The sequence below is a fragment of the Streptomyces sp. NBC_01445 genome (assembly GCF_035918235.1).
GTDB lineage: Bacteria > Actinomycetota > Actinomycetes > Streptomycetales > Streptomycetaceae > Streptomyces.
Genome location: NZ_CP109485.1, coordinates 6,767,835 through 6,793,790, shown reverse-complemented (window position 1 = coordinate 6,793,790; position 25,956 = coordinate 6,767,835). Strand labels below are relative to the sequence as shown.

The following is a 25,956-nucleotide window of genomic DNA, read 5'->3' as shown; positions in this document are numbered from 1 at the left end:
GCTCGCCCTCCCCGCCACTTCACCCATGCCTCGTCGTCGAGGAGAGCGCTGTGAACTGTCACGCCGGCCTGACAGAGGAGTTCGACGAGGTCGGCATCACTCCGGACGATCCCGGCGACGTGCCCCTGGATTGCTACCCGTCGGCCCCCGGTGGGGGCGGGCGGGTGCACGACTATCGGAGTGGAGTCCATACGGCGAACGGTGCTACAGGCCGGCCGATCCCGCGGGTGAGCTCCGGTGGGAACGTTGCGCTGTTCGCGTGACTGGACACATCAACAGTGCCGCGAGGCCGCGCCGCGACCGGTGTCGGGAACGGCCTGTCCGGGGCCTGGCGGACTGCGGCGGCGTCCGGCCGTCCCGGCCGCAGGCCGCCAAGTACCTTGTGCACCACGCGAGTTCACCTACGGACACAGCCCCCGGGACCGCCTCGTCACCGGGTGGCTCGCCAGGCCGCTCGCGCCGCTCGGTTCAGCCGGGCCGAGCCCCTGCGTGTGACGGACGCAAGGGCTCGCCGGGCACTTCCGCTCAGCCGATCGGCTGACGTCTTCGGGGCCTGGTCCGGTGATGGGCCCTCAGTAGCCGGCAGCGTGCGGGCATCGACACCACTCGCCGTTCGTGCCCGGACACGCCGTCATGAACGGCTGAATCGTCGCAGTGGCCCCGCCGGACCGGACAGCTTCGAGAGAAGCGCTTGAGACGTTGCCGTGAGGCGGTTTTCCTCACGCCTTCCCGGGTCCTCACTTCGTGAGGAGTCGAACGGCAAGGCGGGCTGCCAATGCTGTTCGAGACGCCCCGTCGAACTCTGCTCGCAGATATGTGGCTGAAGGTGATTCTGCGACGCCAACTGATTCGCCACGAGATAAATGAGCGTGGCGACCGCATCCTGATCCACGACCACTGTACGACCGCTACCCACCGGCGTCTCCGGTGCCGATCTCTTCGAGCACCTTCTCGGTGCGATCTGAACGGCCCGCTCTCGCTGCCCGACCTCGCCGGCCAGCGGAACACCGGACGCGCTCACCCTTGAGGGAATGGGCCGAATTCCGAGGGAGTCTCTGCGTTCCTCGATGTAGTCGAACTGTTGGTAGAATCCAGGCAGTTGAGACGTAGTTTCCGCGGATCCCGCGGCGATCTGCTCTCTGCCACGCAGGAGTTCGCGATGCATTTCCCCGTACGCGCTGCCCAGCTTGACGGAGTCCTCGCCGCGATCAGTCAGGCCGCTCGCGTAGGGGGCGGCAATGGCCAGCGCCGCCAGGCCCGACAGCCCGGAGATGAGAACCTGCGCCGTGAGCGCGGAGGACTCGGCCACCACAGGCCAGGCCAGAAGGCCGGTGAGGAGGCTGACCCCTCCTGCGGCGACGCCGTAGAGGCGCTCCTTGCGTACCAGGCGGACGGCCTCGCGCGGCATCCTTCTTGCCCAGTACTCGGAGCTTTCGATGGTCTCTTCAAGTCTTTGCGAGATTGCAGCGGCGGCCGTTGTCTTCGTTTTCGTGAGCGATCTCTGCGGCATTTTCATGCATCCCTCAAGTCCGAAGGGGCGGATTCGACGTCACGGATCGACGGAGCAAGACAGTCCGCCGCCTGGCGAATGCTCAGCCCGCACGGCCGGCATCCCACCCATTGCGATTCTCGGCTGGTCGGCCATGACGCCGTTTCGTATACCCCCGTCCGTATACGGAATGTGCAGCATGACCGACGACAGCCGACGCGACTTGGAGGGCTCGATCGAGCCCGAGGAACCGGGCATACCTCGGCACGTCTTCGACGAAGCGCGACATGCCGGGGGTGCGCCCGAGATCACCGCGATGCAGGCACGGACCGTGAGGTGATCCGTACGAGCATTCAGCCATCTCGGGCGCGGCGTGCCCGGCTGGGATAATCTTTTGTTGATCGCCCCGGCCCGATTCCGGCGGGCCGGGGCCTCAACTATTCGAGCGACAGGCAGGTACTACCAGCTGCCCTTGCCACCGCCGTTGCCGCCGCCGTAGCCGCCGCCGTAGCCGCCGCCGCGGTGGTCGTGGACCACACGGAAGCTGCCCACAACGCCGTTCTTGACGAACACGCCGCCGCGGATGTGGCGGGCGGGGACGATGCTGTTGCTGGTGCTCCACGGTCCGACCGTGGCAATGGGAGACCCGTTGTCGCAGGTCGCACCACGGAAGACCTCAACAGTCTTCCAGCTGTCGTTGCGGACGTTGAAGCTACGCGAGCCCAGACCGCTGACCACAGTGATGCAGCCATCCCCGAGGGCCGAGTAAGACCGCTCGTTGAACTGGATCCGACCCTCGTAGTGGCGGCCGCCGTAGTTGTTGTCTTCCTTCTCCTTGCCCTGGCCGGAGTCGCCACCGAGGGGCGCCGCCGCGGGAGCAGCCGCCTGACGAACAGCCGGAGCAGCCGGGGCGGCCTCCGTGCCGGCAGCAGCGGCGTAGTTGATGCCGGTGGCGGCGAGGGCTGCAGCGCCGGCAATAGCGGCGGTGACAGCAATGGAGCGCTTGCTCATGTCAGTTTCTTCCTTCTCGGAGAGATCGGCCGGACAGCCGCTCTGTGAAAGAAGATACATAAATCGCCCCATTCATCACTTATAAGACGTGCTGAAAATGCGAGAAATAATCCGAGTGGCCGTATGCCGGCGGCGGCACCTGTCGGCTGCGGCACTCACATCGACTCTCAATTGGCTTGATTTACAGGCGAGTTGACATCTCGTTAGCCCTATCGGGTGACTCGCTGACGACTGCTCAAGCCTCCAACGGCGTGTCGCGGATTTCCGCGTGGCGCGCAGTCGCTCGCGCCCCCTGCCGGTCGGGGCGAAGCTCGTCGACGCCACGCGGACCGCGCTTCAGGGCGGCCGCCTCGTGATCCCCAGGGTGCCCCGGGCGTCCCGGGCGCCTTCGGCGGTCCCGGCCGTCGCCACGCAGACCGGGCCGGTTCGCGACCCGACCGTCCGCGATCTCGACGTCGATGGTGTCCCTCTTCGCGGACGGGGGAGAGCGCCCTCTCGTCCGGCCGCCGTTCTTTCGGACACTCCCCGTACCGCGCGCGACGCCCCGTCCAGGCAGGTGCAGCGCGTCGACGGCGAATCCGTCGCGGGCCGAAGAAGCGGCAGGGGGCGAAGGGGCGGATCGATCAGATCACCGAGCGCACACCTGCCCGGCCCCTTAGGCGCCGAGGGGCATCGTCATCGATGACCCGCTCGACCGGCTCGCGGCTCCCCCCGAGCCGGGTGACGGAGGTTGCACCCAAACGGCGCGGTCGCCAGCTCTTCGGGCCGGCAGCGGGCGGCCGACGGTCCACCTGACGGGTAATCACGTCCGCCGAACGACGGACGCTCCGGTGTGTCGCAGGTTAAAACGTTCCTGCATCGGAAACCCTTGGTGGGGCGGGTGGGACTCGAACCCACGGCCGACGGATTATGAGTCCGCTGCTCTAACCGGCTGAGCTACCGCCCCGTTACGGCGTGGCGCGTACATGTGTGCGCGCCGTCTGCCGCAGCATAGCCGCTCATACGATCTCCTGCTCCGGATGCTCGGCCTTGCTCGACGTAGAGGACCTCGCCGCGCCCGCAGACGGTTCCACCTGGTGGAGAAGACGACACGAAAAGACCCCCGGGGGTTCCCCGGGGGTCTTGTTCGTCAGCTCTCCCGACTGGACTCGAACCAGTAACCTGCCGGTTAACAGCCGGCTGCTCTGCCAATTGAGCTACAGGAGATCGAGCTCCCCCGACTGGACTCGAACCAGTAACCTGCCGGTTAACAGCCGGCTGCTCTGCCAATTGAGCTACAGGGGAATGTCTCGTTGCATCGAACGCATCTACCTGGGCACTCGCCAGGGGGCGTGCGCTCGCTGCGACACATACATTAGCGCAAGCAGGGGGGTGCTCCGCCAATCGGTTCCCCCGGTGATCACAAGGGAAGGGTGACAGCCATGCGCTACCGGCTCACATTCGTCGCCGGTCTGGCCCTGGGTTACGTGCTCGGGACCCGGGCCGGACGCGAGCGGTACGAGCAGCTCAAGAAGTCCGCCCGCGGGTTCGCGCAGAACCCCGCCGTCCGGAACACGGCGGAGTCCGCGGCCCAGCAGACGCGTCACTTCGCGGGCAAGGCCATGCACTCGGTGAGCGTGAAGGTCGAGAGCCGGGTCCCCGACTCGGTGGCCGGCCGGGTGCGTTCGCTGCGAGAGCGCGGCCAGGGCGGCGACGGCTCCGAGGACGACTGGGGCACCAGCAACACCTGAGCCCCACGGCCCCGCCGCTCAGCGGGTCTTCGGCCCCGGCCCCGGCCCGCGGGACGGGGCCGCCGCGGAGTGCGGCAGAATTCAGTCATGGGGATAGTCGCCGGGCTGGACAGTTCGCCCGATTTCACTCGGATCGTGGTCTGTGACGCGGACTCCGGTGCCGTGCTCAAGCAGGGCTATGCCCCGCACCCGCTCGAATCCGCCGAGGGCGGCGGCCGTCCCGCCGATGTCGATCCACAGGCGTGGCTCCTCTCGCTCGGCGAGGCCGCGGGCGGCGGGCTGCTCGAAGGCGTGCAGGCCATCGGGGTCTCCACGCAGCAGAACGCGCTGGTGCCGCTGGACGCGCAGGGCAACACCGTGCGCCCCGCAATGCCAGGGGGCGACAAGCGGACGCAGGCCTCGGCCGCGGATCTCATCGACCGGCTCGGCGGGCGCGAGGCGTGGGCGCAGGCCGTCGGGTGTGTGCCGCAGGCCGCGCATCCGGTGACGAAGCTGCGGTGGCTGGCGAAGCACGAGCCGGAGGCCGCGCAGCGGGTCGCGCTCGTCCTCCAGGCCCACGACTGGCTGGTGTGGCAGCTCCTCGGCCGGCCCTCGCGGCGGACCACCGACCGGGGCGGCGCCTCGGGCACCGGCTACTGGTCGGCGGCGAGCGGCTCCTACCGGCCTGACCTGGTCGAGCTGGCGCTCGGGCACCAGGCGATGCTGCCGGAGGTGCTCGGTCCCGGGGACGCGGCGGGCACCACTCCGGAAGGGCTGATCATCTCTGCCGGTACGGGCGAGACGATGGCCGCGGCGTTCGGGCTCGGGGTGCGGCAGGGCGACGCCGTGGTGTCACTCGGCGCCTCGGGGTCGGTCATGGCGGTGCACCACGAGGCGCTCGTCGATCCGTCCGGGACGATCACCTCGCTCGCTGACGCGACCGGCATGCATCTGCCCGTCGTCCATACGCTCAATGCGGTGCGGACCCTGCGCGGTACGGCCGACATGCTCGGGCTCTCCGGGATCGAGGAGCTGTCCGACCTGGCGATGAAGTCGACCCCCGGTTCGCACGGGCTGGTCATGCTGCCGTATCTGGAGGGCGAGAAGACGCCGAGTCTGCCGCACACCGCGGGCACCCTGAGCGGGCTGCGGCGGGAGTCGATGAAGCCTGAGCATCTCGCGCGTGCCGCGTTCGAGGGCATGCTGTGCGGGCTCGGGGACGCCATGGACGTACTGCGGGCGCGTGGGGTCGGGGTGCGGCGGGTGTTCCTGCTCGGAGCGGCGGCCGAGCTGCCGGCGGTGCAGGCGGCGGCGCCGATGCTGTTCGGGACGCAGGTCGTGGTGCCGCAGCCCGCGGACTACGCGGCGCTCGGTGCGGCGCGGCAGGCGGCGTGGGCGCTGAGCGGTCAGCTGCCGCAGTGGCAGGGCGCGGCCGCGCAGGTTCTGGAGCCGGGCGAGGAACTGCCCGTCGGGCAGGCGGTGCGCCAGCAGTTCACCGCCGTACGGGAGCAGACGCACCCCGGAGCCTTCGATTCCGTGGGGGCATGAGCGTTTCGTCCCGCTCCACGTGGGTTTCTTGGCGCGGACTTGGCTAAATCGGTTGAGGTAACGCGGGTGGAGTGTCGGACGATGGGGGTCGTGCACCACTGACCCCCATCATGTCGGCCGACTTCGAGAGACCGAGCGTGCTCATACGACTCCTTCGGACGTACCTCAGTCCGTACAAGAAACCCATCGGCGTGCTGGTGCTGCTGCAGTTTCTGCAGACCTGCGCCTCTCTCTACCTGCCCACCCTCAACGCGGACATCATTGACAACGGTGTCGTGAAGGGGGACACGGGCTACATCCTGGCTTTCGGCGCCATCATGATCGCGATCACCGTGGTCCAGATGGTCTGCAACATCGGCGCCGTGTACTACGGCGCGCGCACCGCGTCCGCGCTCGGACGGGACGTCCGGGCCTCCGTGTTCGACCGCGTGCAGTCCTTCTCGGCACGCGAGATGGGTCAGTTCGGGGCGCCGTCCCTGATCACCCGCACGACGAACGACGTGCAGCAGGTCCAGATGCTCACGCTCATGACGTTCACGCTGATGGTGTCGGCGCCGATCATGTGCGTCGGCGGCATCGTCATGGCGCTGGGCCAGGACGTGCCCCTGTCCGGCGTGCTGCTCGCCGTGGTCCCGGTCCTCGGGATCAGCGTCAGCCTGATCGTGCGCCGCCTGCGCCCGCTGTTCCGCACCATGCAGGTGCGGCTCGACACGGTGAACCGGGTGCTGCGCGAGCAGATCACCGGTAACCGCGTCATCCGCGCCTTCGTACGCGACGACTACGAGAAGGAGCGCTTCCGCGAGGCCAACGCCGATCTGACCGCGGTCTCCCTCGGTACCGGCAAGCTCCTCGCGCTGATGTTCCCGATCGTCATGACCGTGGTGAACATCTCGTCGATCGCCGTCGTCTGGTTCGGCGCGCACCGCATCGACAGCGGCGGCATGCAGATCGGCGCGCTCACCGCGTTCCTCGCCTATCTGATGCAGATCGTGATGAGCGTCATGATGGCCACCTTCATGTTCATGATGGTGCCGCGCGCCGAGGTCTGTGCCGAGCGCATCCAGGAGATCCTCTCCACCGAGTCCAGCGTCGTGCCGCCGTCCGCGCCGGTGCGGGAGCTGCGCCGCCACGGTCATCTGGAGATCCGGGACGCGGGCTTCCGCTACCCGGGTGCCGAGGAGCCCGTGCTCAAGGCCATCCAGGTCACCGCGCGCCCCGGTGAGACGACCGCCGTCATCGGCTCGACCGGCAGCGGCAAGTCCACCCTCCTCGGCCTGGTGCCGCGGCTGTTCGACGCGACCGACGGCGAGGTCCTGGTGGACGGCGTCGACGTGCGCACCATCGAGCCGGCGCTCCTCGCCAGGACCGTCGGGCTCGTGCCGCAGAAGCCGTACCTCTTCGCGGGGACCGTCGCGACGAATCTGCGGTACGGCAATCCGGACGCGAGTGACGAGGACCTGTGGCACGCCCTGGAGGTGGCGCAGGCCAAGGACTTCGTGAAGAAGCTGGAGAACGGGCTCGACTCCCCGATCGCGCAGGGCGGCACCAATGTGTCCGGCGGTCAGCGCCAGCGGCTCGCGATCGCGCGGACGCTGGTACAGCGGCCCGAGATCTATCTCTTCGACGACTCGTTCTCCGCGCTCGACTACGCGACCGACGCCGCGCTGCGGGCCGCGCTGGGGCACGAGACCGCCGAGGCGACCGTGGTGATCGTGGCCCAGCGGGTCTCCACCATCCGCGACGCGGACCGCATCGTGGTCCTCGACGAGGGCCATGTCGTGGGCACCGGCACCCATCACGAGCTGATGGCCGGCAATGAGACGTACCGGGAGATCGTTCTCTCCCAGCTGACGGAAGCGGAGGCGGCCTGATGGCGGGGCCAGGCGGGCGGATGATGGCCGGGGGCGGCCCCGACCAGCGTTCGATGGACTTCAAGGGCTCGGGCAAGCGGCTCATCAGGCAGTTCAAGCCCGAGAAGACGACGATGTTCGCGATGGTCGCGTGCGTCGTCCTGAGTGTGGGCCTGTCGGTGCTGGGCCCGAAGATCCTGGGCCGGGCGACCGACCTGGTCTTCGCGGGCATCATCGGGCGTGAGATGCCGTCCGGGAGCAGCAAGGCGCAGGTCATCGCGGGGATGCGGGCCAAGGGTGACTCCGGGGTCGCCGACATGCTCTCCGGGATCGACTTCACGCCCGGCCGGGGCATCGACTTCGACGCCGTGGGCTCCGTGCTGGGACTCGCCCTCTGTACGTTCCTGGGGGCCGGTCTCCTGATGGCCGTGGCGACGCGGCTGTCGAACCGGGCGCTGAACAAGACCGTCTTCCGGATGCGCGAGGACATCCAGGCGAAGCTGTCGCGCCTTCCGCTGTCGTACTTCGACAAGCGGCAGCGCGGTGAGGTCCTCAGCCGCGCCACGAACGACATCGACAACATCGGGCAGACGCTCCAGCAGACGATGGGCCAGCTCATCAACTCGCTGCTCACCATCATCGGCGTGCTGGTGATGATGTTCTGGATCTCGCCGCTGCTCGCGCTGGTGGCGCTGGTGACGGTGCCGCTGTCGTTCCTGATCGCGACGCGGGTCGGCAAGCGGTCTCAGCCGCAGTTCGTGCAGCAGTGGAAGACCACAGGCAAGCTGAACGCGCACATCGAGGAGATGTACACCGGCCACACCCTGGTGAAGGTGTTCGGGCGTCAGGAGGAGTCGGCGAAGGCGTTCGCCGAGCAGAACGACGCGCTCTACGAGGCCGGGTTCAAGGCGCAGTTCAACAGCGGGATGATGCAGCCGCTGATGTTCTTCGTGTCGAACCTGAACTATGTGCTCGTCGCCGTGGTGGGTGGCCTGCGGGTCGCCTCGGGTTCACTGTCGATCGGTGACGTCCAGGCGTTCATCCAGTACTCGCGGCAGTTCTCCATGCCGCTGACGCAGGTCGCCTCGATGGCGAACCTGGTGCAGTCGGGCGTCGCGTCGGCCGAGCGGATCTTCGAACTGCTCGACGCGGACGAGCAGGAGGCCGACCCGGTGCCGAGCGAGAAGCCCGATCTGCTGCGCGGGCTCGTCGAGTTCGAGAACGTGTCGTTCCGCTACGAGCAGGACAAGCCGCTCATCGAGGACCTGTCGCTCGCCGTGGAGCCGGGTCACACCGTCGCCATCGTGGGCCCGACGGGCGCCGGCAAGACGACGCTGGTCAACCTGCTGCTCCGCTTCTACGAGGTGACCGGCGGGCGCATCACCCTCGACGGGGTCGACGTGGCGAAGATGTCGCGCGACGAACTCCGTTCCGGGATCGGCATGGTGCTCCAGGACACGTGGCTGTTCGGCGGCACGATCGCGGACAACATCGCGTACGGCGCCTCGAAGGACGTCACGCGGGAGCAGATAGAGGAGGCGGCCCGGGCCGCCCACGCGGACCGGTTCATCCGGACGCTGCCCGAGGGCTACGACACCGTGATCGACGACGAGGGGGCGGGGGTCAGCGCCGGTGAGAAGCAGCTCATCACCATCGCGCGCGCGTTCCTGTCGGACCCGGTGATACTCGTCCTCGACGAGGCGACGAGCTCGGTCGACACCCGTACCGAGGTGTTCATCCAGAAGGCGATGGCGCGGCTCGCGCACGGGCGGACCAGCTTTGTCATCGCCCACCGGCTGTCCACGATCCGCGATGCCGACACCATCCTGGTGATGGAGAACGGGGACATCGTGGAGCAGGGCACGCACGAGGCGCTGCGCGCTGCCGGTGGGGCGTATGAGCGGCTGTACAACGCGCAGTTCGCGCAGGCCGTTGCCGAGGTGGACTAGGCGCGTCATGGGGGGCGGGGTTCTGTGTGCGGGTCGTTCGTGTCTTGTTTGCGCAGTTCCCCGCGCCCCTGATGGTTCTCTGTGCGGGTCGTGGGGGTTGAGCTCGCCCACGCGGCGGAGCCGCACATGTCACAGCCCCGCGCCCCTGATGGTTCTCTGTGCGGGTCGTGGGGGTTGAGCGCGCCCACGCGGCGGAGCCACACATGTCACAGCCCCGCGCCCCCATCAGTCCAGATAGCCACGCAGTTGGTCGGCGAACGCGTGGTCGCGCAGCTTGTTGAGGGTCTTGGACTCGATCTGGCGGATGCGTTCGCGGGTCACCCCGAAGATGCGGCCGATCTCCTCCAGCGTGCGGGGGCGGCCGTCCGCCAGGCCGTAGCGGAGCTGGACCACCTTGCGTTCGCGTTCGCCGAGGGTCGAGAGGACCGCCTCCAGGTGTTGGCGCAGGAGGAGGAACGCGGCCGATTCGACGGGGGACGTCGCGTCGCCGTCCTCGATCAGGTCGCCCAGCGCGACATCGTCCTCCTCGCCCACCGGCGCGTGCAACGACACCGGTTCCTGGGCCAGGCGCAGGACTTCGCTGACCCGCTCGGGTGCGAGTTCGAGGTGGGCGGCGACCTCTTCGGGGGTGGGTTCGTAGCCGCGTTCCTGGAGCATGCGGCGCTGGACGCGGACGACCCGGTTGATCAGCTCGACGACGTGCACCGGGACGCGGATCGTGCGGGCCTGGTCGGCGAGGGCCCGCGACATGGCCTGCCGGATCCACCAGGTCGCGTACGTCGAGAACTTGTAGCCGCGGGCGTAGTCGAACTTCTCGACCGCCCTGATCAGGCCGAGGTTTCCCTCCTGGACCAGGTCCAGCATGGTCAGGCCGCGGCCCACGTAGCGCTTGGCGACCGAGACGACCAGGCGGAGGTTGGCCTCGATGAGGCGGCGCTTCGCCATCCGGCCCATGACGACGAGTTTGTCGAGGTCGATGGCGAGCTGGGAGTCGGGGTCGGGGGTGCCCGTCAGCTTCTCCTCGGCGAAGAGCCCGGCCTCGACCTTGCGGGCCAGGTCGACCTCCTCCGCGGCCGTGAGCAGCGGGATCCGTCCGATCTCGCGCAGGTACTGGCGGAACAGGTCCGAGGACGGGCCGCCGGTGTCGGTGCGGCCGCGGGAGGCCGGGGGCTCGGGAGTCTCGGCTTCCACGGTGTCGAGGAGGAGGGCGACGGGCGGGCGGGGCCCGGCCTCCCGCGGCTCCGTCTCCGACTCGGGCCCTGGCTCCGGCTCCGGCTCCGGTTCCGGTTCCGGTAGTTCGGCGGCGCCGGGCTGCTGGGGGACGGCCGGGAGCGCCTCTCCGTCCGCGTCCGGCGCGGGGGCGCCCTGGGCGCTCTCACGCGCGGCACCGGTCTGGCTGAGGGTCTGGGTCTGCACGGGGGCGACCTCCAAGGTGATCGCTGCTGAGGCGTGCGGCAGGGGTACACCGGGATCGGCGACGGCGGCCACACCGCTGTCCGTCCCGTACGCGATAGGCGGAACCGCGGGGGTGTCGGACCCGTTGTCGGGGTTCCGGCCGCGCTCCGAGGACTCAGGCACCGGACCCAGTGTGCTGTACGACACAACGCCGCCACGAGGGGCGTGCGGCGACTTTTTGAGTCCGGTGCGTAACCGCCCGGTTACCGTGCACGACGCCTGCCCCTGCCGGACGGGCCGAAACCGGCCGGACGGACCTCGTCGCGGGCCGGCGGGGGCCAGGGCCTGTCGTCAGTCTTTCCTCGTCCGCCGCGGGGCAGGCGGGAGTCCGACGGCAGGCCCCGAGGGTCAGAGCGCCTGTGCGCCGAGGTCCTGCAGTGCCCTGTCGTAGCGCTGGAGGACCATCAGCTCCTCCTGGACGGCGGACAGGCGCGCCGGGTCGCCGTGCGTGCCCAGGCGGGTCAGGGAGCCCTGTACGTCGCGGATGCGCCGGTCGACGGCGCGGCGGCGCACGGCGACCAGCTGCTGGCCCGCGTACACCTCGTCGACGGATCTGCGCAGGATCGCCTCGACGGCGAGCTCGGTGACCATGGCGCGCACCGCGTCGTCGGGCGCCACCTCCCGGACGCGTACGAGATACGCCTGCGGGTCCTGCGTGCCGAGGTCGGCGCCGCCCGCCTCGATGATCGCCTCGCGCACCGCGGCGTACGGGGCGGCGGTGAACTCGTCCACGCCGTACGCGTCGAAGGCCGGGGAGACCAACTCGGGCCGCTGGAGGGCCAGTTTGAGCAGCTCGCGCTCGGTGGCGTACACGGGGTTGCGCAGGGTGAGGGCGGGGCCGGCGGCGGAGGCGCGCGTCGCCGCGGCCTCGTAGGACTGCTGCGGGCGGGCCGGGGCGGGGCCGCGGCCACCACGGTCGCGGGCCCAGCGGGCGAGCTGCGAGACGCGCTTGACGACGAACTGGGTGTCGAGGATGCCGAGCATGCCGGCGAGCTGGACGGCTACCTCGTGCTGCGCGCCGCTGTTCTTGATGCGGGCGACGACGGGGGCGGCCTCGTCCAGCGCGGAGGCGCGGCCGGCGGGGGTCTCCAGGTCGTACCGGGAGACGATGTGGCGCAGGGCGAACTCGAAGAGCGGGGTGCGGGGTTCGACGAGGTCGGCGACCGCCTCGTCGCCCTTGGCCAGGCGCAGGTCGCAGGGGTCCATTCCGTCGGGGGCCACGGCGATGTACGTCTCGGCGGCGAACTTCTGGTCGTCCTCGAAGGCGCGCAGGGCGGCCTTCTGGCCCGCCGAGTCGCCGTCGAAGGTGAAGATCACACGGGCGCTCCCGTTGTCCATGAGGAGGCGGCGCAGGATCTTGATGTGGTCGCCGCCGAAGGCGGTGCCGCAGGTCGCGATGGCGGTGGTGATGCCGGCGAGATGGCAGGCCATCACGTCCGTGTACCCCTCGACGACGACGGCGCGGCTCGACTTGGCGATGTCCTTCTTCGCGAGGTCGATGCCGTAGAGCACCTGGGACTTCTTGTAGATCGGCGTCTCGGGCGTGTTCAGGTACTTCGGACCGTTGTCGTCGTCGCGCAGGCGGCGGGCGCCGAAGCCGACGACCTCGCCGCCGATGTCCCGGATGGGCCACATGAGGCGGCCGCGGAAGCGGTCGATGGGGCCGCGGCGGCCCTCCTGGGCGATCCCGGAGGTGATGAGCTCCTTGTCGGTGAACCCCTTGCCGCGCAGGAAGCGCGTGAGGTGGTCCCAGCCGGCCGGGCTGTAGCCGACGCCGAAGTGCGCGGCGGTGGCCTGGTCGAAGCCGCGCTCGGCGAGGAACTTGCGGCCGATCTCCGCCTCGGCGCTCTCCAGCTGGTCCATGTAGAACTGGGCGGCCGCCTTGTGCGCCTCGACCAGGCGGATGCGCTCACCGCGCTGGTGCGAGGGGTTGTAGCCGCCCTCCTCGTACCGCAGGGTGATGCCCGCCTGGCCGGCGAGGCGCTCCACGGCCTCGGAGAAGGAGAGGTGGTCGACCTTCATCACGAACGTGATGGTGTCGCCGCCCTCCTGGCAGCCGAAGCAGTGGAAGAAGCCCTTGCTCGGGCTGACCTGGAAGGACGGCGACTTCTCGTCGTGGAAGGGGCACAGGCCCTTGAGGTTCCCGCCGCCCGCGTTGCGCAGTTGCAGGTACTCGGACACCACGGCGTCGATCGGGACCGCGTCCCGGACCGCCTTCACGTCCTCGTCATTGATCCTGCCTGCCACGCAAGAATTCTACGGTGACCCGCCGACACTCACGTCACCCGTCCTCCCCCTCAAGCAGCGCCGTGAGCGCGACGGACGGATCCGACAGGCGTTCGGCCCCGGGCCTGACACCGGAGCGGATGAGGGCCTGGATGGTCTCCGTGACGTCCCACACGTTCACGTTCATCCCGGCGAGCACCCGCCCGTCCTTGAGCCAGAACGCGATGAACTGCCGCTTGCCCGCGTCCCCGCGGATGACCACCTGGTCGTACGAGCCCGGGGGCGCCCAGCCCGAGTACTCGAGGCCGACGTCGTACTGGTCGGAGAAGAAGTACGGCACGCGGTCGTACGTCACCTCCTGGCCCAGCATGGCGCGCGCGGCGGCCGGGCCGCCGTTGAGCGCGTTGGCCCAGTGCTCGACGCGCAGCCGGGTCCCGAAGAGGGGGTGCTGCACGGCCGCCACGTCACCGGCCGCGTAGATGTCCGGGTCGGAGGTGCGCAGCGAGGCGTCGACGGCGATGCCGCCGCCGTGCGAACGGTCGGCGAGCTCGATCCCGGCGGACTCGGCGAGCGAGACGCGCGGGGCGGCGCCGATCGCGGCCAGCACGTCATGGGCCAGGTGCTCCTCGCCGTCATCGGTGAGGGCGGCGAGGACCATGCCGTCCTGGCCGGTGATGCCGGTGAGGCGGGTCCCGAAGTGGAAGCGGACGCCGTGCTCGGCGTGCAGGTCGGCGAAGATCTGGCCGATTTCGGGGCCGAGGACCGCGTGCAGCGGGGTTGCCTCGGGCTCGACGACGGTGACCTCGGCGCCGTACTCGCGGGCCGCCGCGGCGACCTCCAGACCGATCCAGCCCGCGCCCGCGATCACGATGTGGCCGTTGTCCCGGCCGAGGGAGGCGAGGACGCCCTTCAGGCGCTCCGCGTGGGCGAGGCGGCGCAGGTGGTGCACGCCGGCCAGCTCGGTGCCCGGGATGTCCATGCGGCGCGGCTCGGCGCCGGTGACCAGGAGCAGCTTGTCGTAGTGGACGACCGTGCCGTCGCCGAGCCGGACGTTCTTCACGGCCGGGTCGACCGCTACGACGGTCTGGCCGAGGTGCAGCTCGATGTCGTTCTGCGCGTACCAGGCCGGTTCGTGGACGAAGACGCTGTCCCGTTCCTCCTTGCCCTGGAGATAGCCCTTGGACAGGGGCGGGCGTTCGTACGGATGATCCCTCTCGTCCCCGATGAGGATCACTCTGCCGTTGAAGCCCTCGGAGCGCAGCGTCTCGGCCGCTTTCGCTCCGGCGAGCCCGCCTCCGACAATGACGAACGTTTGATCCGCGTCGACCACGTGATGCCTCCTCTTTGCCATGGCGCCATATGCGAGCGTCCCGCACGGAGCGTGATGCGGGAAGGGGGCATGGTCCGAACAGGGCATCTTTTCGTCACGCCCAGTGGTCGATGGCCGGTTTCGCGACGAGGACGACGACCGTGCACAGGAGCGCGATCCGCACGAACCCCGCCGCGGCGCAGCGCGGTGCGGGCCCCGTCGTTCCTCTCCGTCGCGTCACCGGTGGCGCTGACCGACCCGCTGCTCGACCCCGTCCTCGTGCGTCCTCCGGGATCCGCGCCGGGGTGGCCGACCCCGGCGCTCGCCCTCGAAGCCATCGAAGCCCTCGAACATCCGCGTACGACCGTGCGGTTGGCCCGGCCGCTGCGGCCGACCGCGTCCACCGCGAGCCGGCGCGCCACGGTCCTGCGAGAAGCGGGTCCCGTCGGTTCGCTGCGGCGCGGCGACTCCGTCCTGCACCGCCGCACCCCGCTGGGCGACGCCCTCATGGACGGGGCCCTGTCAGCCGCGCGTGCAGCTCGCGGGCCGAGGCGTCGGTGAGGGAGGAGATCTGGTCGACGATCACGCGCTTGCGGGAGCGGTCGTCGCCCGCCGTGTCGAACAGGGCACGGAACTGCGGGTCGAGGCCGTCGGGGGCGCGCCGGGTGAGCGCCTCGGCGAGCTCCGCCACGACGATGCGCTGGTCGGCGCGGAGCCGCTCCTGCTGCGGGCGCTGCATCACGTACCGGTCGGCGACCGCCTTGAGGACCGCGCACTCGTACCGTGCCTCGCGCGGCACCACCAGCTCGGCCTCGTAGCGCGTGAGGCGGCCCGAGCCGTACCGGGTGCGCGTGGCGCCCTCCGCCGCGAGGCAGAAGCGGCCGATGAGCTGGCTCGTCGCATCCTTGAGGCGGGCCTGCGCGACCGCCGTGCCGTCGTAGCCGTGCGGCCACCACTCCTGGTCGAGGAGCCGGTCGAGCGCCGCCGCGAGCTCTTCGGGGTCCGTGTCCGCCGGTACGTATCGGCCGATCGCGACCGCGTAGATGTCACGGCGCTCCGGCTCGGCGTGCAGCATGTTCGGGTCCAGGTGGCCGGCGTGCAGGCCGTCCTCCAGGTCGTGCACCGAGTACGCGACGTCGTCCGACCAGTCCATGACCTGCGCCTCGAAGCAGGTGCGTCGCTCGGGTGACTCCTTGCGGATCCAGTCGAAGACCGGGCGGTCGTCCTCGTACACGCCGAACTTGGGCGAGGCCGGGTCGGTGGGGTGGCCGCCGCGGGGCCACGGGTACTTCGTCGCGGCGTCCAGCGCGGCGCGCGTGAGGTTCAGGCCTACGCTGACCAGCTCGTCCGTGTCGGCGCTCTGGACGAAGCGCTTGGGTTCGATACGGGTCAGCAGGCGCAGCGACTGCGCGTTCCCCTCGAAGCCGCCGCAGTCCTGCGCCACCTCGTTCAGCGCCTGTTCGCCGTTGTGGCCGAAGGGCGGGTGGCCCATGTCGTGCGAGAGGCAGGCCGTCTCCACGAGGTCCGGGTCGCAGCCGAGCGCCGCGCCGAGCTCCCGGCCCACCTGCGCGCACTCCAGGGAGTGCGTCAGACGGGTGCGGGGGCTGGCATCCCAGACTCGGATGGGGGTCCCCCCTGCTCGAGCGGAGTCGAGAGCCTGGGGGATCGTGCCGGGGGTGACCACCTGGGTCTTGCCCGCGAGGCGGCGCAGCGCCGAGGAGTGCAGGACGCGGGCGCGGTCGCGCTGGAAGGCGGTGCGGCCGGGGCGTTTGTCCGGCTCGGGGGCCCAGCGCTCCGTCGCCGCAGCGTCGTAGCCGGACTGGTCGATGGGGTGCGATGGGGCGGTTGGGACGGCTGGGACCGATTTCGCTGCGGGTGTCTCGTGCGTGCCTTCCATGGACTGACAGTAAAGGCACGCGGTGACAAACGGTCAGGCCGACGTGAGCTGCCGCTGTACGGGAGCGGGTCGCGCCGGGGACGCGAGCGTCGTGTCGTAGCGGTGGAGCAGGAGGCGCGCCATCGCCGTGTGCGCGCCCAGCGGGGCGGCGGCTATCCAGGGGGCGGCCTGCGCGCACTGCGTGGCGAAGCGGCCCGGCGCCGTGAAGTACGCGGCGACGGCGGCTCGGTGCCTGCCTCTCGCGGCCAGCGCCCGCAGCGCGGCCGGGACGGTGGGCGCGGCGGCACTCGCGTAGGCGGGCACCACCGGGACACCGAGCCGGTTCGCCAGGAGCGCGGCCGTACGGGCCGTGTCGACGGCCGAGTCGGGGTCGCGGGAGCCGGCCGCCGCGAGGACTACGCCGCTGGTCCTGCGGGTACGGGCGTCGGGGCGCGGGTCCCAGCCCGCCTCTACCAGGCGGGCGTACAGCGTTTCCACGAGGAGCGGGTGGGGGCCCAGCGGCGGGGCGACGCGGGCCGTCAGGTGCGGGGCCGTGGCCAGGGCTGCCGGGATGTCCTGCTTCACGTGGTAGCCGCGGGACAGGAGCAGCGGGGCCAGGACGGCGCGGCCGGGGGCGAGGCCCGCGAGGGTGTCGGTCAGGAGCGGTTCGTTCAGCTCGATGTGGCCGAGGTGGACGGGGAGTCCCGGGCGTTCCTCGCGCACCTTGTCCAGCAGGGCGTGGACCGTGGCGAGCGCCCTCGGGTCGCGGCTGCCGTGCGCCACGACCACCAGGGCCGGCGGGGCGGGCGGGGGCTGCGGGGGTGTGCGGCGGCTGCCGTCGAGCCTGACATGGCTCAGCTGGGTGCCGAGCTGACTGGTGATCCTGGTCATGAGTTGCGCCGTACTGTCGAGGTGGGCCGTGCCGGTGGGCTCGTCGCGCTGATGTTTCGACGCCGTCATGAACCGATCCTGTCCGCGGGAGGTTGCGGCGTCGTTGCGGGGCGGTGACGGGTCGCTTCCCCTGGGCTCACCGGGTGTTCGGACGGATGTGAGGTGGTCGGGTCCCCGCTTGCCGCGTGAACCGGCCGGCGGAAACGTGCGTCCAGTCGTGCGACGACGTTTTCGGAGGGGTGGGGGTGGGGGTCAGTGGTGCGGATCCGGTTGCCGCGTACGCGACGGGGGTGGCGGCTGTTCGTACAGGGCGCAGTGGCCGTGTGTGTGCTGGCGCTGTTGCCGGCTACGTGGATGTTTGTGGTGACCGGGGACCGGCTGCGTACGGTTGACGATGCTCCGCGCACGGATGTCGCTGTGGTGTTCGGGGCCGGGCTCTGGGAGGGCGAGCCTTCGCCGTATCTCGCTCACCGGCTCGACGCCGCGGCCCAGCTCTACCGTGACGGGCGGATCCGGGTCCTTCTGGTGACCGGCGACAACAGCCGCGAGGACTACGACGAGCCCGACGCCATGCGCGCCTATCTGACCCGGCACGGGGTGCCGGACAAGGCCGTTGTCAGCGACTACGCCGGGTTCGACACGTGGGACTCGTGCGTGCGGGCCAAGAAGATCTTCGGGGTCGACCGGGCCGTGCTGATCAGCCAGGGGTTCCACATTCGGCGCGCGGTCGCCCTGTGCGAGGCGGCGGGCGTCTCGTCGTACGGCGTCGGCGTCGACGACCGGCACGACGTGACCTGGTATTACGGCGGGGCCCGTGAGGTGTTCGCTGCGGGGAAGGCCGTCATCGACTCCGTGTTCCGGCCCGATCCCCGGTTTCTCGGCCAACGGGAGGCTGGGGTTCGGGAGGCTCTTGAGGTGGGGCTTCGCTGATGCGCCTCGTGTGACGTTCGGCTTCGGTGATGCTCCCCGTGTGACGTTCGGCTTCGGTGCATCGCCTTGTGTTCGGCTTCCCTCAATCGCCTGTTGTTCGGCTTCGCTCAATCGCCTCGTGTGACGTGGGGCGGGGCCGCGGGGGTGTGTCCGTCCTCGCCATCGTGGCGCCTCCGCCCTGTGTCCCTTCACCGGCGCCTGCACCTCCGTGCTCCGGGCGGACACACCCCCACGTCCCCTCGCGACGGTTTCGCGGCTGATCCGCCGCTGTTCTCACCGTCCCGCCGGTGCCGCTAAGAGGGCGTCGTGCCTTGCGTGTAATCGGGCGTGGGCTGTCGCGTAACAGCGTGCGCGCAGTGTGAGCCTCATGCTCACTGTCACGCCCACCCACTGCCCCTACTGCTCCCTTCAGTGCGGGATGAATCTCGTCCCGACTGCCTCTGGTGTTGTCGAGGTCGCGGAGCGTGCCGGGTTTCCCGTCAATCGTGGCGCCCTGTGCGGGAAGGGGCGTACGGCCGCTGCCGTGCTCGAGCCGGGGGTTCGGTTGAGTGGGCCGCTTGTTCGCAAAGGGGACGCGCTCGAGGCCGCTTCTTGGGGTGAGGCGCTTGACCGTGTCGCCGAGGGGCTCTCCCGTACGCGTTCTGCTCATGGCCCGGACGCGTGCGGGGTCTTCGGCGGGGGCGGGCTCACCAACGAGAAGGCGTACACGCTCGGGAAGTTCGCCCGGGTCGTGCTCGGGACCTCGCAGATCGACTACAACGGGCGGTTCTGCATGTCGTCCGCCGCGGCGGGGCAGCTCGCCGCGTTCGGGCTCGACCGCGGGCTGCCGTTCCCCCTTGAGGACATTCCGCGTACGGGATGTGTGGTCCTGGTCGGGTCGAACATGGCCGAGACCATGCCCCCTGCTGTGCGCTATCTGAACGAACTGCGGGAGAACGGCGGCACATTGGTCGTCATCGACCCCCGCCGCACGCGCACCGCCGAGCTCGCCGATCTCCATCTCGCGCCCCGGCCCGGGACCGATCTCGCCCTGGCCCTCGGCATGCTGCATCTCGTGGTGACCGAGGGGCGGGTCGACGAGGAGTTCGTGCGCACGCGGACCCGCGGCTGGGAGGACGCGCGGGCCGCCGTGATGGCGCACTGGCCCGAGTACGTGGAGCGTGTGACCGGCGTTCCGGTGCCTCAACTGCGCGAGGCCGTGCGGATGTTCTGCGAGCCCGAGGCCGCGATGGTGCTCACCGCGCGTGGGCCCGAGCAGCAGTCCAAGGGCACCGACACCGTGGGCGCCTGGATCAACCTGTGCCTCGCAACCGGGCGCGCCGGGCGGCCCCTTTCCGGGTACGGGTGCCTGACCGGGCAGGGCAACGGGCAGGGCGGGCGCGAGCACGGGCAGAAGGCCGACCAGCTGCCCGGGTACCGGAAGCTGACCGACCCTGCGGCGCGTGCACACGTGGCCGGCGTGTGGGGCGTTGACCCCGACTCCCTCCCCGGGCCCGGCCGTTCCGCGTACGAACTGCTCGACGCGCTGGGGCGTGACGTACGGGCTCTGCTGGTCATGGGGTCGAATCCGGTGGTGTCGGCTCCTCGTGCCGCCCATGTGGAGGACAGGCTGCGGTCGCTCGACTTTCTGGCCGTGGCCGATGTGGTGCTTTCCGAGACCGCCGCTCTTGCCGATGTGGTGCTTCCCGTCACCCAGTGGGCCGAGGAGACGGGGACCGTGACCAGTCTGGAGGGGCGTGTGCTGCTGCGGCGTCGGGCGCTCTCGCCTCCGGACGGGGTGCGGAGCGATCTGGAGGTGCTGCGTGAGCTGGCCGGCCGGCTGGGGGTGGAGAAGGGGTTCCCGGCCGATCCTGAGGAGGTTTTCGAGGAGTTGCGGCTGGCTTCGGAAGGGGGGCCTGCCGACTATGCGGGGATCTCTTATCGGCGGCTCGTCGAGGAGGACGGGGTGTTCTGGCCCTGTCCTGAAGAGGAACATCCCGGGACGCCCCGGCTCTTCCTGGAACGGTTCGCCACCGACGACGGGCGGGCCCGGTTCGTCGCCGTCTCGCACCGGGCCGCCGCCGAGGAGCCGGACGCCGAGTTCCCGGTCCATCTGACGACCGGACGCGTCGTGTCGCAGTACCAGTCGGGTGCGCAGACCCGGCGGGTGGCCGAGCTCAACGCCGCCGCGCCCGGCCCCTTCGTGGAGCTGCATCCGCGGCTCGCCGCGCTGATCGGGGTGGCGGAGGGCGAGCCGGTCGCCGTCGTCTCCCGGCGCGGGCGGGCCGAGGCGCCCGCCCGGATCACGGCGGGCATCCGGCCCGACACAGTGTTCATGCCGTTTCACTGGCCGGGCGCCGGGCGCGCCAATAACCTGACCAACCCCGCTCTCGATCCGACGTCCCGGATGCCGGAGTTCAAGGTGTGCGCGGTACGGGTCGAGGCGGCCGGTATCGACTCCGGCTCCGGTGACCGCTCGGACGGTGTCGTTCACGTTTGAAACATCGTGGGCGGGCGGTTAGCTTGGTCATAGCTTGAAAGTTCAAGCATGTCCCTTCCGAGTCAGGAGAACCCCCACGTGACCTCTCTCGCGAACCAGCTCGGGCCGCTCCGCGCGCCCGGCTCCCCCGCCCCCGCCGCGCCCGCCCACGCCTATGACCTCGGTCTTCTCGTCCTGCGCCTCGCCCTCGGCCTGACCATGGCCGCGCATGGTGCGCAGAAGCTCTTCGGCTGGTTCGGCGGAGGCGGGATCGACGGCACCGGGCAGTTCTTCGCCGCGTCCGGCTACCCGTCGCCGAAGGCGTTCGCCCTGGTCGCCGGGCTCAGCGAGACCCTCGGCGGGCTCGGCCTCGTGCTCGGTCTGCTCACCCCGCTGGCCGCCGCGGCCGTGGCCGGCACCCTGGTCAATGCCATCGCCGTGAAGTGGGGCGGCGGATTCTTCGCGCCGCAGGGCATCGAGTACGAGCTCTTGATCGCCCTCGGCGCGGTGGCGCTCGCCCTGACCGGCCCGGGGCGCATCGCCTTCGACCGCTTTCTGCCGGGGCTTCGGTCCCACCGCCTCGGATACGGAGTCGCGGCCGTGGCCCTCGGTCTGGTCGTGGCGGGGATCACGCTGGTGTTGCGCAAGTGAGGTCGGTCGTGAATCGGTGACGTCGTGCATCGGTGAGCGGTGACGGTCCGGGTGCTGGAGCGCTCGGGCCGTCGGCTTTTCCGGCTCCCGCGCTCAGGCTCCGCCCGTCTCCCCCGCGATCCACGCCAGGTACCCGGCACTCCCCCGCACCACCGGTGTCGCGATGATCTCGGGTGTCTCGTAGTCGTGCGCCTCCAACAGCCAGGACTCCAGGGCCTCGTAGCCCTCTGCCGTGGTTTTGAGTAGCACCTGCCATTCCTGGGCGGTCTCCGTGTTGCCCTGCCAGCGGTAGACCGACATGACCGGGCCCGCGATCTGGGCGCAGGCCGCCAGGCGTGCCTCGACCGCTCCCGTGGCCAGGGCTCGGGCCTTGACCTCGTCGTCGGTCGTCGTGAGGACCGTCAGGGCCATCGCGTTCATGTCCGTTCCTTTCACGGGCCGTGCGCCCCTTGATTCTGCACGTGAACACCTATTCACAGCTCCACCACGGGGGCGCTATGGACATGACATGTCATGGACCTTTAAATCTGAGACGTCATCAGTGTGACCCCCCTCAGCGCGCCCGCGCGCCGTCACTAGGAGCCCGATGAGACCTGCCCGGACCACATCGCGACTCACCACCGCCGGCATAGCCACGGCGGCCGCCACCCTGGTGGCCGCCGCCCTCGCCCCCACCGCGGGCGCCGACTCCGGCGACCCCACGCCACCCACCCGGGCCGACGCCGTACGCCATGCGACGGCCGCGCTCACCGCCGAGGCCGCCCGCCTCGGGATCACCGGCGCGCAGGGTGCCTCCGTGCGGGACGTCGTCGTCGACGCCGACGGCACCCAGCATGTGCGCTACAACCGCACCTACCGCCAACTGCCGGTTCTCGGCGGCGACTTCGTCGTCCATCTGAACCGCGACGGCGGCTACCGCTCCGCGAACCGCGCGGTCCTCGGCGACCTCGCCGTGCCGAGCGTGACGCCGGGGCTCCCCGCCCCGAAGGCCGCCGACATCGCCGCCGCCGCGCTGCGCGCCGCCAATCCGGGCGAGCTCCTGCGCAAGGTCGTCGCCAAGCCCGCGCTCGTCGTGGACGCGCTGCACGGCGCGCCGAAGCTGGCGTGGCGCACGGACACCGCGGGCAAGGACTCGCTCGGCAACCCGGTCGCCCGCGTCGTCCTCACCGACGCCACCACCGGCAAGCAGATCGACGCCTGGGACAGCATCGAGACCGCGACCGGCGACGGAAAGTCCCTCTACGCGGGCACGGTCCCGCTGGAGACGACCCAGTCCGGGTCCACGTACCAGCTCAAGGACGCGACGCGGGGCGGCACCTACTCGGGTGACGCGCAGAACAAGACCGACGGCTGCATCCTGACCATCTGCTGGAGCCGCGCTCCCGCGGTGGTGTTCACCGACGCCGACAACCACTGGGGCACCGGCGCGAACTCCGACCGCTCGTCGGCCGCCGTGGACGCCCAGTACGGGACCGACACGACGTGGGACTACTACAAGAACGTCCACGGCCGTAACGGCATCGGCGGCGACGGCAAGGGCTCGTACAACCGCGTCCACTACGGCAGCAACTACAACAACGCCTTCTGGGACGACACCTGCTTCTGCATGACGTACGGCGACGGTGACGGCTCGACGTTCGGGCCGCTCGTGGCGCTCGACGTCGCCGGGCACGAGATGTCGCACGGCGTCACGTCGAAGACCGCGGGGCTCACCTACTCGGGCGAGTCCGGCGGCCTGAACGAGGCGACGTCCGACATCTTCGGCACGCTCGTCGAGTTCTACGCGAACAACGCGTCCGACCCGGGCGACTGGCTCATCGGCGAGAAGATCGTGAAGCCCGGCTTCGGCCAGCCCGCGCTGCGCTTCATGGACAAGCCCAGCAAGGACGGCAACTCCGCCGACTGCTGGAGCTCGTCGGTCGGCAATCTCGACGTGCACTACTCGTCCGGGGTCGCCAACCACTTCGCGTACCTGCTGGCCGAAGGCAGTGGGCCGAAGGTCATCGGCGGCGTCCAGCACAACAGCCCGACGTGCAACGGCTCGACGCTGAGCGGCATCGGCAAGGACAAGCTCGGCAAGATCTGGTACCGGGCCCTGACCGTCTACATGACGTCCTCGACGAACTACGCGGGCGCCCGCACGGCGACCCTCAGTGCGGCGAAGGACCTGTACGGCGCCGGCAGCGCGGAGTACGCCGCCGTGGCCGCGACCTGGTCTGCCGTGTCCGTGGGCTGACATCGCGCATGAGTGAGGGAGGCCCCCGTAGTCGTCGGCTGCGGGGGCCTTCGGCTGCCCGGTCTCAACTGCCGTACGGGCGTACCTCCTTCGCCTCCCGCAGCGCCTTCGCCCACCACGCCAGCTGGTCGAGCATCGCCTTCAGCGCGGTGGCCGGCGCCTCGGGGTCGCGGTGGGCGCCGGATGCGTCGAAGTGGCTGCCCGCATGGGTGAAGGAGACGGTGTCCCTGACCGTGACGGCGTGCAGCTCGGCGAAGACGGTGCGCAGGTGCTCGACCGCGCGCAGGCCGCCGGAGATGCCGCCGTAGGAGACGAAGCCGACCGGCTTGGCCTGCCATTCGGCGTGGTGCCAGTCGATGACGTTCTTGAGGGACGCCGGGTAGGAGTGGTTGTACTCGGGGGTGAGGACGATGAAGGCGTCGGCCGCGGCCAGCTTCGGGGTGACCTTGGCCAGCTCGGCCCGTACCTCGGGGGACGGGTCGTAGGAGAGTGCGGTGGGCAGGTCGGTGGCGGCTACGTCGATCACGTCGACGGCGAGGTCGGGGCGCTCCCCGAGCAGGGACATGAGCCAGTCGGCGACGACCGGGCCGAAACGGCCCTCGCGGTTGCTGCCGATGACGACTGCGACCCGTACGGGGGCCTCGGTGGGGGTGGAAACGGGGGCGGTGACGGGGGCTGCGGTCTGCACCGCTGTGGGGTTCATGGCGCAAGCCTGCTACCTGAAGCTTGGTTGAGGTCAAGCGGGCGCCGCGCGGGTCCGGTCACCCGTTCACCGGCGTCCGCTGCCCCTTCGGCTTCTTTTCTTCGACGCGCCGGTGACCTGCTGGAATGTTCCTGCCGGGGTGTCAGATGACGCCCTTTCACCGGTTTTCTGATGGTGCATCAGGAGGCGTTACGGGGCGAGTGCCACTTACCTCGGTAGGGCAGGGGCGTGACCGACGCAGCGGCACTTGGGGGTGCCGCGGGCCGTGCCCCCTCGGAGGAGCACGACACGATGCGCACATCCCGCCTGCTGACCGCCGCCGCGCTCGCCGCGGCCGCCGCGGCACTGACCGCTGCGCCCTCGTACGCCGGTAAGGGCGGCTCGGGCGGTCTTGAGGTGTACCCGGCGAACGCCACCGCGGGCGCCACGGTCACCGTCAACACCACCGCGTGCGGTGCGAGCCGCACCGCCGCCGGGGACGCGAGCGCGGTCGGCGCGGGCACCTTCATGCTCGCCCCGGGCTCGCAGGCGAAGGACGCCGTGGGGCGCTTCCAGGTGCCTCCGTCGGCGCCGCCCGGGACGTACGAGATCGTCGCGAAGTGCTCCGGCGGCGGGCAGGTGACGGGCGATCTGATGGTCGCGCTCGCCTCATCGTCGGACCAGGTCCTTCCGAAGGGCCATGTGAAGACGGGGGTCGGCGGCGCGCTCGGCACCGACCCCGTGAAGACCGCGGCAGGAGTGGCAGCGCTTGCTGTCGCCGCCGCGGGCGGTACCTGGCTCCTGCATCGCCGGGCGAGAGGCGAAGGGATCTGACGGGCGCCGGACGGACGACCTCCGCTGTCCCTCCGGCCCCCTGGTACCGCTTGTCCTCTCCTCTCCCGGCCACGCACCCCCCTCCCGCGGCCGGGAGAGGAAGGCGCCCCCACCGATCCCGACCTGGAGAAGCCGATGCCTCAGGCGCGCCGCCGCAGAGTCAGCAGCGGACTCATAGCCGCGGTCACCACTCTCGCCCTGTGTCTGGGCGCCTGGCTGCTGCTCCAGGGCACCGAGATACACGGACCGCCGCAGCCGTCCACGGCGCAGGCCGGGTCCGCGCTCCCCGGCCACGAGCCGCCCGGCGCGGCCCCCCTCTCCTCCTCGCCCCCCGACCGCATACGCATCCCCTCGATCCGGGTCGACGCACCGCTCATGGGGCTCGCCCTGACCCCGCAGGGCAGCCTGGGCGTCCCGCCGCCGGAGCAGAAGAACCTGGCCGGCTGGTACGACGCCGGGACCGCGCCCGGGGTCCGCGGCACAGCGGTCGTGGCCGGCCACGTCGACAACGCCGAGGGGCCCGCCGTCTTCTACGACCTGGGCGCGCTGACCAGGGGCCGCGCCATCGAGGTCGACCGCCGCGACGGCTCAGTCGCCGTGTTCACCGTCGACGCCGTCGAGGTCTACGACGCCCGCGCCTTCCCCGACGAGAAGGTGTATGGCGCGGCCGACCGGCCCGAGCTGCGCGTCATAACCTGCGGGGGCGGCTACTCGAAGCAGACCGGCTACCGGGGGAACGTCGTGGTGTTCGCGCATCTGACGGGCAGCCGCTGAGCCCTCACACTCCCTCCTCGCGCGCGCTGAGCGCAGCGTTCCCCGTGGGAAACGGGAGGGATGCGGCCGGGTAACACC

21 protein-coding genes and 3 tRNA genes are annotated in these 25,956 nt (G+C 70.5%); 12 read left to right on the top strand and 12 right to left on the bottom strand.

Going from position 1 to position 25,956, the window contains the following annotated elements:
- Positions 1–631 precede the first annotated feature (631 nt).
- Positions 632–1,516, bottom strand: a complete 885-nt coding sequence (locus tag OG574_RS30850) for a hypothetical protein (RefSeq protein WP_326775861.1) — start codon at positions 1,514–1,516, stop codon at positions 632–634.
- A gap of 172 nt (positions 1,517–1,688) precedes the next feature.
- Between OG574_RS30850 and OG574_RS30845 the strand changes: the two genes are divergently transcribed.
- Positions 1,689–1,829: a hypothetical protein gene (locus tag OG574_RS30845; protein ID WP_326775860.1), complete on the top strand. Its 141-nt coding sequence runs from the start codon at positions 1,689–1,691 to the stop codon at positions 1,827–1,829.
- A gap of 119 nt (positions 1,830–1,948) precedes the next feature.
- Here OG574_RS30845 and OG574_RS30840 read toward each other — a convergent pair whose 3' ends face one another.
- From OG574_RS30840 to OG574_RS30825, 4 genes are all read right to left on the bottom strand, one after another.
- On the bottom strand, positions 1,949–2,500 hold the full coding sequence (locus OG574_RS30840; RefSeq protein WP_326775859.1) for a hypothetical protein: 552 nt from the start codon (positions 2,498–2,500) through the stop codon (positions 1,949–1,951).
- 869 nt (positions 2,501–3,369) lie between these two features.
- Positions 3,370–3,446, bottom strand: a tRNA-Ile gene (locus OG574_RS30835).
- 187 nt (positions 3,447–3,633) lie between these two features.
- Positions 3,634–3,706: transfer RNA gene (locus OG574_RS30830), tRNA-Asn, on the bottom strand.
- A 5-nt stretch (positions 3,707–3,711) separates the two neighbouring features.
- Positions 3,712–3,784 (bottom strand) — tRNA-Asn (locus OG574_RS30825).
- A gap of 137 nt (positions 3,785–3,921) precedes the next feature.
- Here OG574_RS30825 and OG574_RS30820 point away from each other — a divergent pair.
- The 4 genes from OG574_RS30820 to OG574_RS30805 all read left to right on the top strand — a co-directional run bounded on the left by OG574_RS30820 (position 3,922) and on the right by OG574_RS30805 (position 9,556).
- Entirely contained in the window at positions 3,922–4,230 is a 309-nt protein-coding gene (locus tag OG574_RS30820; protein ID WP_326775858.1) for a YtxH domain-containing protein, read from the top strand.
- An 87-nt stretch (positions 4,231–4,317) separates the two neighbouring features.
- Positions 4,318–5,757: a xylulokinase gene (locus OG574_RS30815; RefSeq protein ID WP_100591873.1), complete on the top strand. Its 1,440-nt coding sequence runs from the start codon at positions 4,318–4,320 to the stop codon at positions 5,755–5,757.
- 137 nt (positions 5,758–5,894) lie between these two features.
- Positions 5,895–7,628: an ABC transporter ATP-binding protein gene (locus OG574_RS30810; protein ID WP_100592547.1), complete on the top strand. Its 1,734-nt coding sequence runs from the start codon at positions 5,895–5,897 to the stop codon at positions 7,626–7,628.
- Positions 7,628–9,556: an ABC transporter ATP-binding protein gene (locus OG574_RS30805; RefSeq protein ID WP_326775857.1), complete on the top strand. Its 1,929-nt coding sequence runs from the start codon at positions 7,628–7,630 to the stop codon at positions 9,554–9,556. Before OG574_RS30810 ends, OG574_RS30805 begins: the two co-directional genes overlap by 1 nt.
- 225 nt (positions 9,557–9,781) lie before the next feature.
- On the opposite strand, the gene OG574_RS30800 is transcribed toward OG574_RS30805, so the two are convergent.
- The 3 genes from OG574_RS30800 to OG574_RS30790 all read right to left on the bottom strand — a co-directional run bounded on the left by OG574_RS30800 (position 9,782) and on the right by OG574_RS30790 (position 14,567).
- Entirely contained in the window at positions 9,782–11,134 is a 1,353-nt protein-coding gene (locus OG574_RS30800) for an RNA polymerase sigma factor (RefSeq protein WP_326775856.1), read from the bottom strand.
- Between the two features lie 225 nt (positions 11,135–11,359).
- Entirely contained in the window at positions 11,360–13,258 is a 1,899-nt protein-coding gene (dnaG, locus tag OG574_RS30795; RefSeq protein WP_326775855.1) for a DNA primase, read from the bottom strand.
- 34 nt (positions 13,259–13,292) lie between these two features.
- On the bottom strand, positions 13,293–14,567 hold the full coding sequence (locus OG574_RS30790; RefSeq protein ID WP_100591870.1) for an NAD(P)/FAD-dependent oxidoreductase: 1,275 nt from the start codon (positions 14,565–14,567) through the stop codon (positions 13,293–13,295).
- Between the two features lie 186 nt (positions 14,568–14,753).
- On the opposite strand from OG574_RS30790, the gene OG574_RS30785 reads away from it, so the two are divergent.
- The gene (locus OG574_RS30785) at positions 14,754–15,107 is read left to right on the top strand and encodes a hypothetical protein (protein ID WP_326775854.1); all 354 of its coding nucleotides are present in this window, start codon (positions 14,754–14,756) and stop codon (positions 15,105–15,107) included.
- On the opposite strand, the gene OG574_RS30780 is transcribed toward OG574_RS30785, so the two are convergent.
- Positions 15,052–16,443, bottom strand: a complete 1,392-nt coding sequence (locus tag OG574_RS30780) for a deoxyguanosinetriphosphate triphosphohydrolase (protein ID WP_326775853.1) — start codon at positions 16,441–16,443, stop codon at positions 15,052–15,054. The two genes, OG574_RS30785 and OG574_RS30780, sit on opposite strands and share 56 nt — an antisense overlap.
- A 33-nt stretch (positions 16,444–16,476) precedes the next feature.
- Positions 16,477–17,382 carry a sirohydrochlorin chelatase gene (locus OG574_RS30775; RefSeq protein ID WP_326775852.1) on the bottom strand — a complete coding sequence of 302 codons (906 nt, stop codon included), beginning with the start codon at positions 17,380–17,382 and terminating at the stop codon, positions 16,477–16,479.
- Positions 17,383–17,667: 285 nt separating this feature from the next.
- Here OG574_RS30775 and OG574_RS30770 point away from each other — a divergent pair, with 285 nt between their 5' ends.
- The 3 genes from OG574_RS30770 (at position 17,668) to OG574_RS30760 (ending at position 21,352) form a co-directional block, all read left to right on the top strand.
- The gene (locus OG574_RS30770) at positions 17,668–18,243 is read left to right on the top strand and encodes a SanA/YdcF family protein (RefSeq protein WP_326775851.1); all 576 of its coding nucleotides are present in this window, start codon (positions 17,668–17,670) and stop codon (positions 18,241–18,243) included.
- 367 nt (positions 18,244–18,610) lie between these two features.
- Complete coding sequence (locus OG574_RS30765) at positions 18,611–20,722, top strand: molybdopterin oxidoreductase family protein (protein ID WP_326775850.1); 2,112 nt, start codon at positions 18,611–18,613, stop codon at positions 20,720–20,722.
- Between the two features lie 78 nt (positions 20,723–20,800).
- Positions 20,801–21,352 carry a DoxX family protein gene (locus OG574_RS30760; RefSeq protein ID WP_326775849.1) on the top strand — a complete coding sequence of 184 codons (552 nt, stop codon included), beginning with the start codon at positions 20,801–20,803 and terminating at the stop codon, positions 21,350–21,352.
- 93 nt (positions 21,353–21,445) lie between these two features.
- Here the strand turns inward: OG574_RS30760 and cutA are convergent, their stop codons facing one another.
- Positions 21,446–21,772 carry a divalent-cation tolerance protein CutA gene (gene cutA / locus OG574_RS30755; RefSeq protein WP_326775848.1) on the bottom strand — a complete coding sequence of 109 codons (327 nt, stop codon included), beginning with the start codon at positions 21,770–21,772 and terminating at the stop codon, positions 21,446–21,448.
- Positions 21,773–21,938: 166 nt separating this feature from the next.
- Between cutA and OG574_RS30750 the strand changes: the two genes are divergently transcribed.
- Positions 21,939–23,588 (top strand): M4 family metallopeptidase, encoded by a 1,650-nt coding sequence (locus tag OG574_RS30750; protein WP_326775847.1) that lies wholly within the window; start codon positions 21,939–21,941, stop codon positions 23,586–23,588.
- Between the two features lie 64 nt (positions 23,589–23,652).
- Here OG574_RS30750 and OG574_RS30745 read toward each other — a convergent pair whose 3' ends face one another.
- A complete protein-coding gene (locus OG574_RS30745) occupies positions 23,653–24,291 on the bottom strand; it encodes an NADPH-dependent FMN reductase (protein WP_326775846.1) in 639 nt (212 codons plus the stop codon).
- Positions 24,292–24,582: 291 nt separating this feature from the next.
- On the opposite strand from OG574_RS30745, the gene OG574_RS30740 reads away from it, so the two are divergent.
- Positions 24,583–25,104 carry a hypothetical protein gene (locus OG574_RS30740; RefSeq protein WP_326778683.1) on the top strand — a complete coding sequence of 174 codons (522 nt, stop codon included), beginning with the start codon at positions 24,583–24,585 and terminating at the stop codon, positions 25,102–25,104.
- A gap of 135 nt (positions 25,105–25,239) precedes the next feature.
- Positions 25,240–25,878, top strand: a complete 639-nt coding sequence (locus OG574_RS30735; RefSeq protein WP_326775845.1) for a class F sortase — start codon at positions 25,240–25,242, stop codon at positions 25,876–25,878.
- The last annotated feature ends 78 nt before the right edge of the window (positions 25,879–25,956 follow it).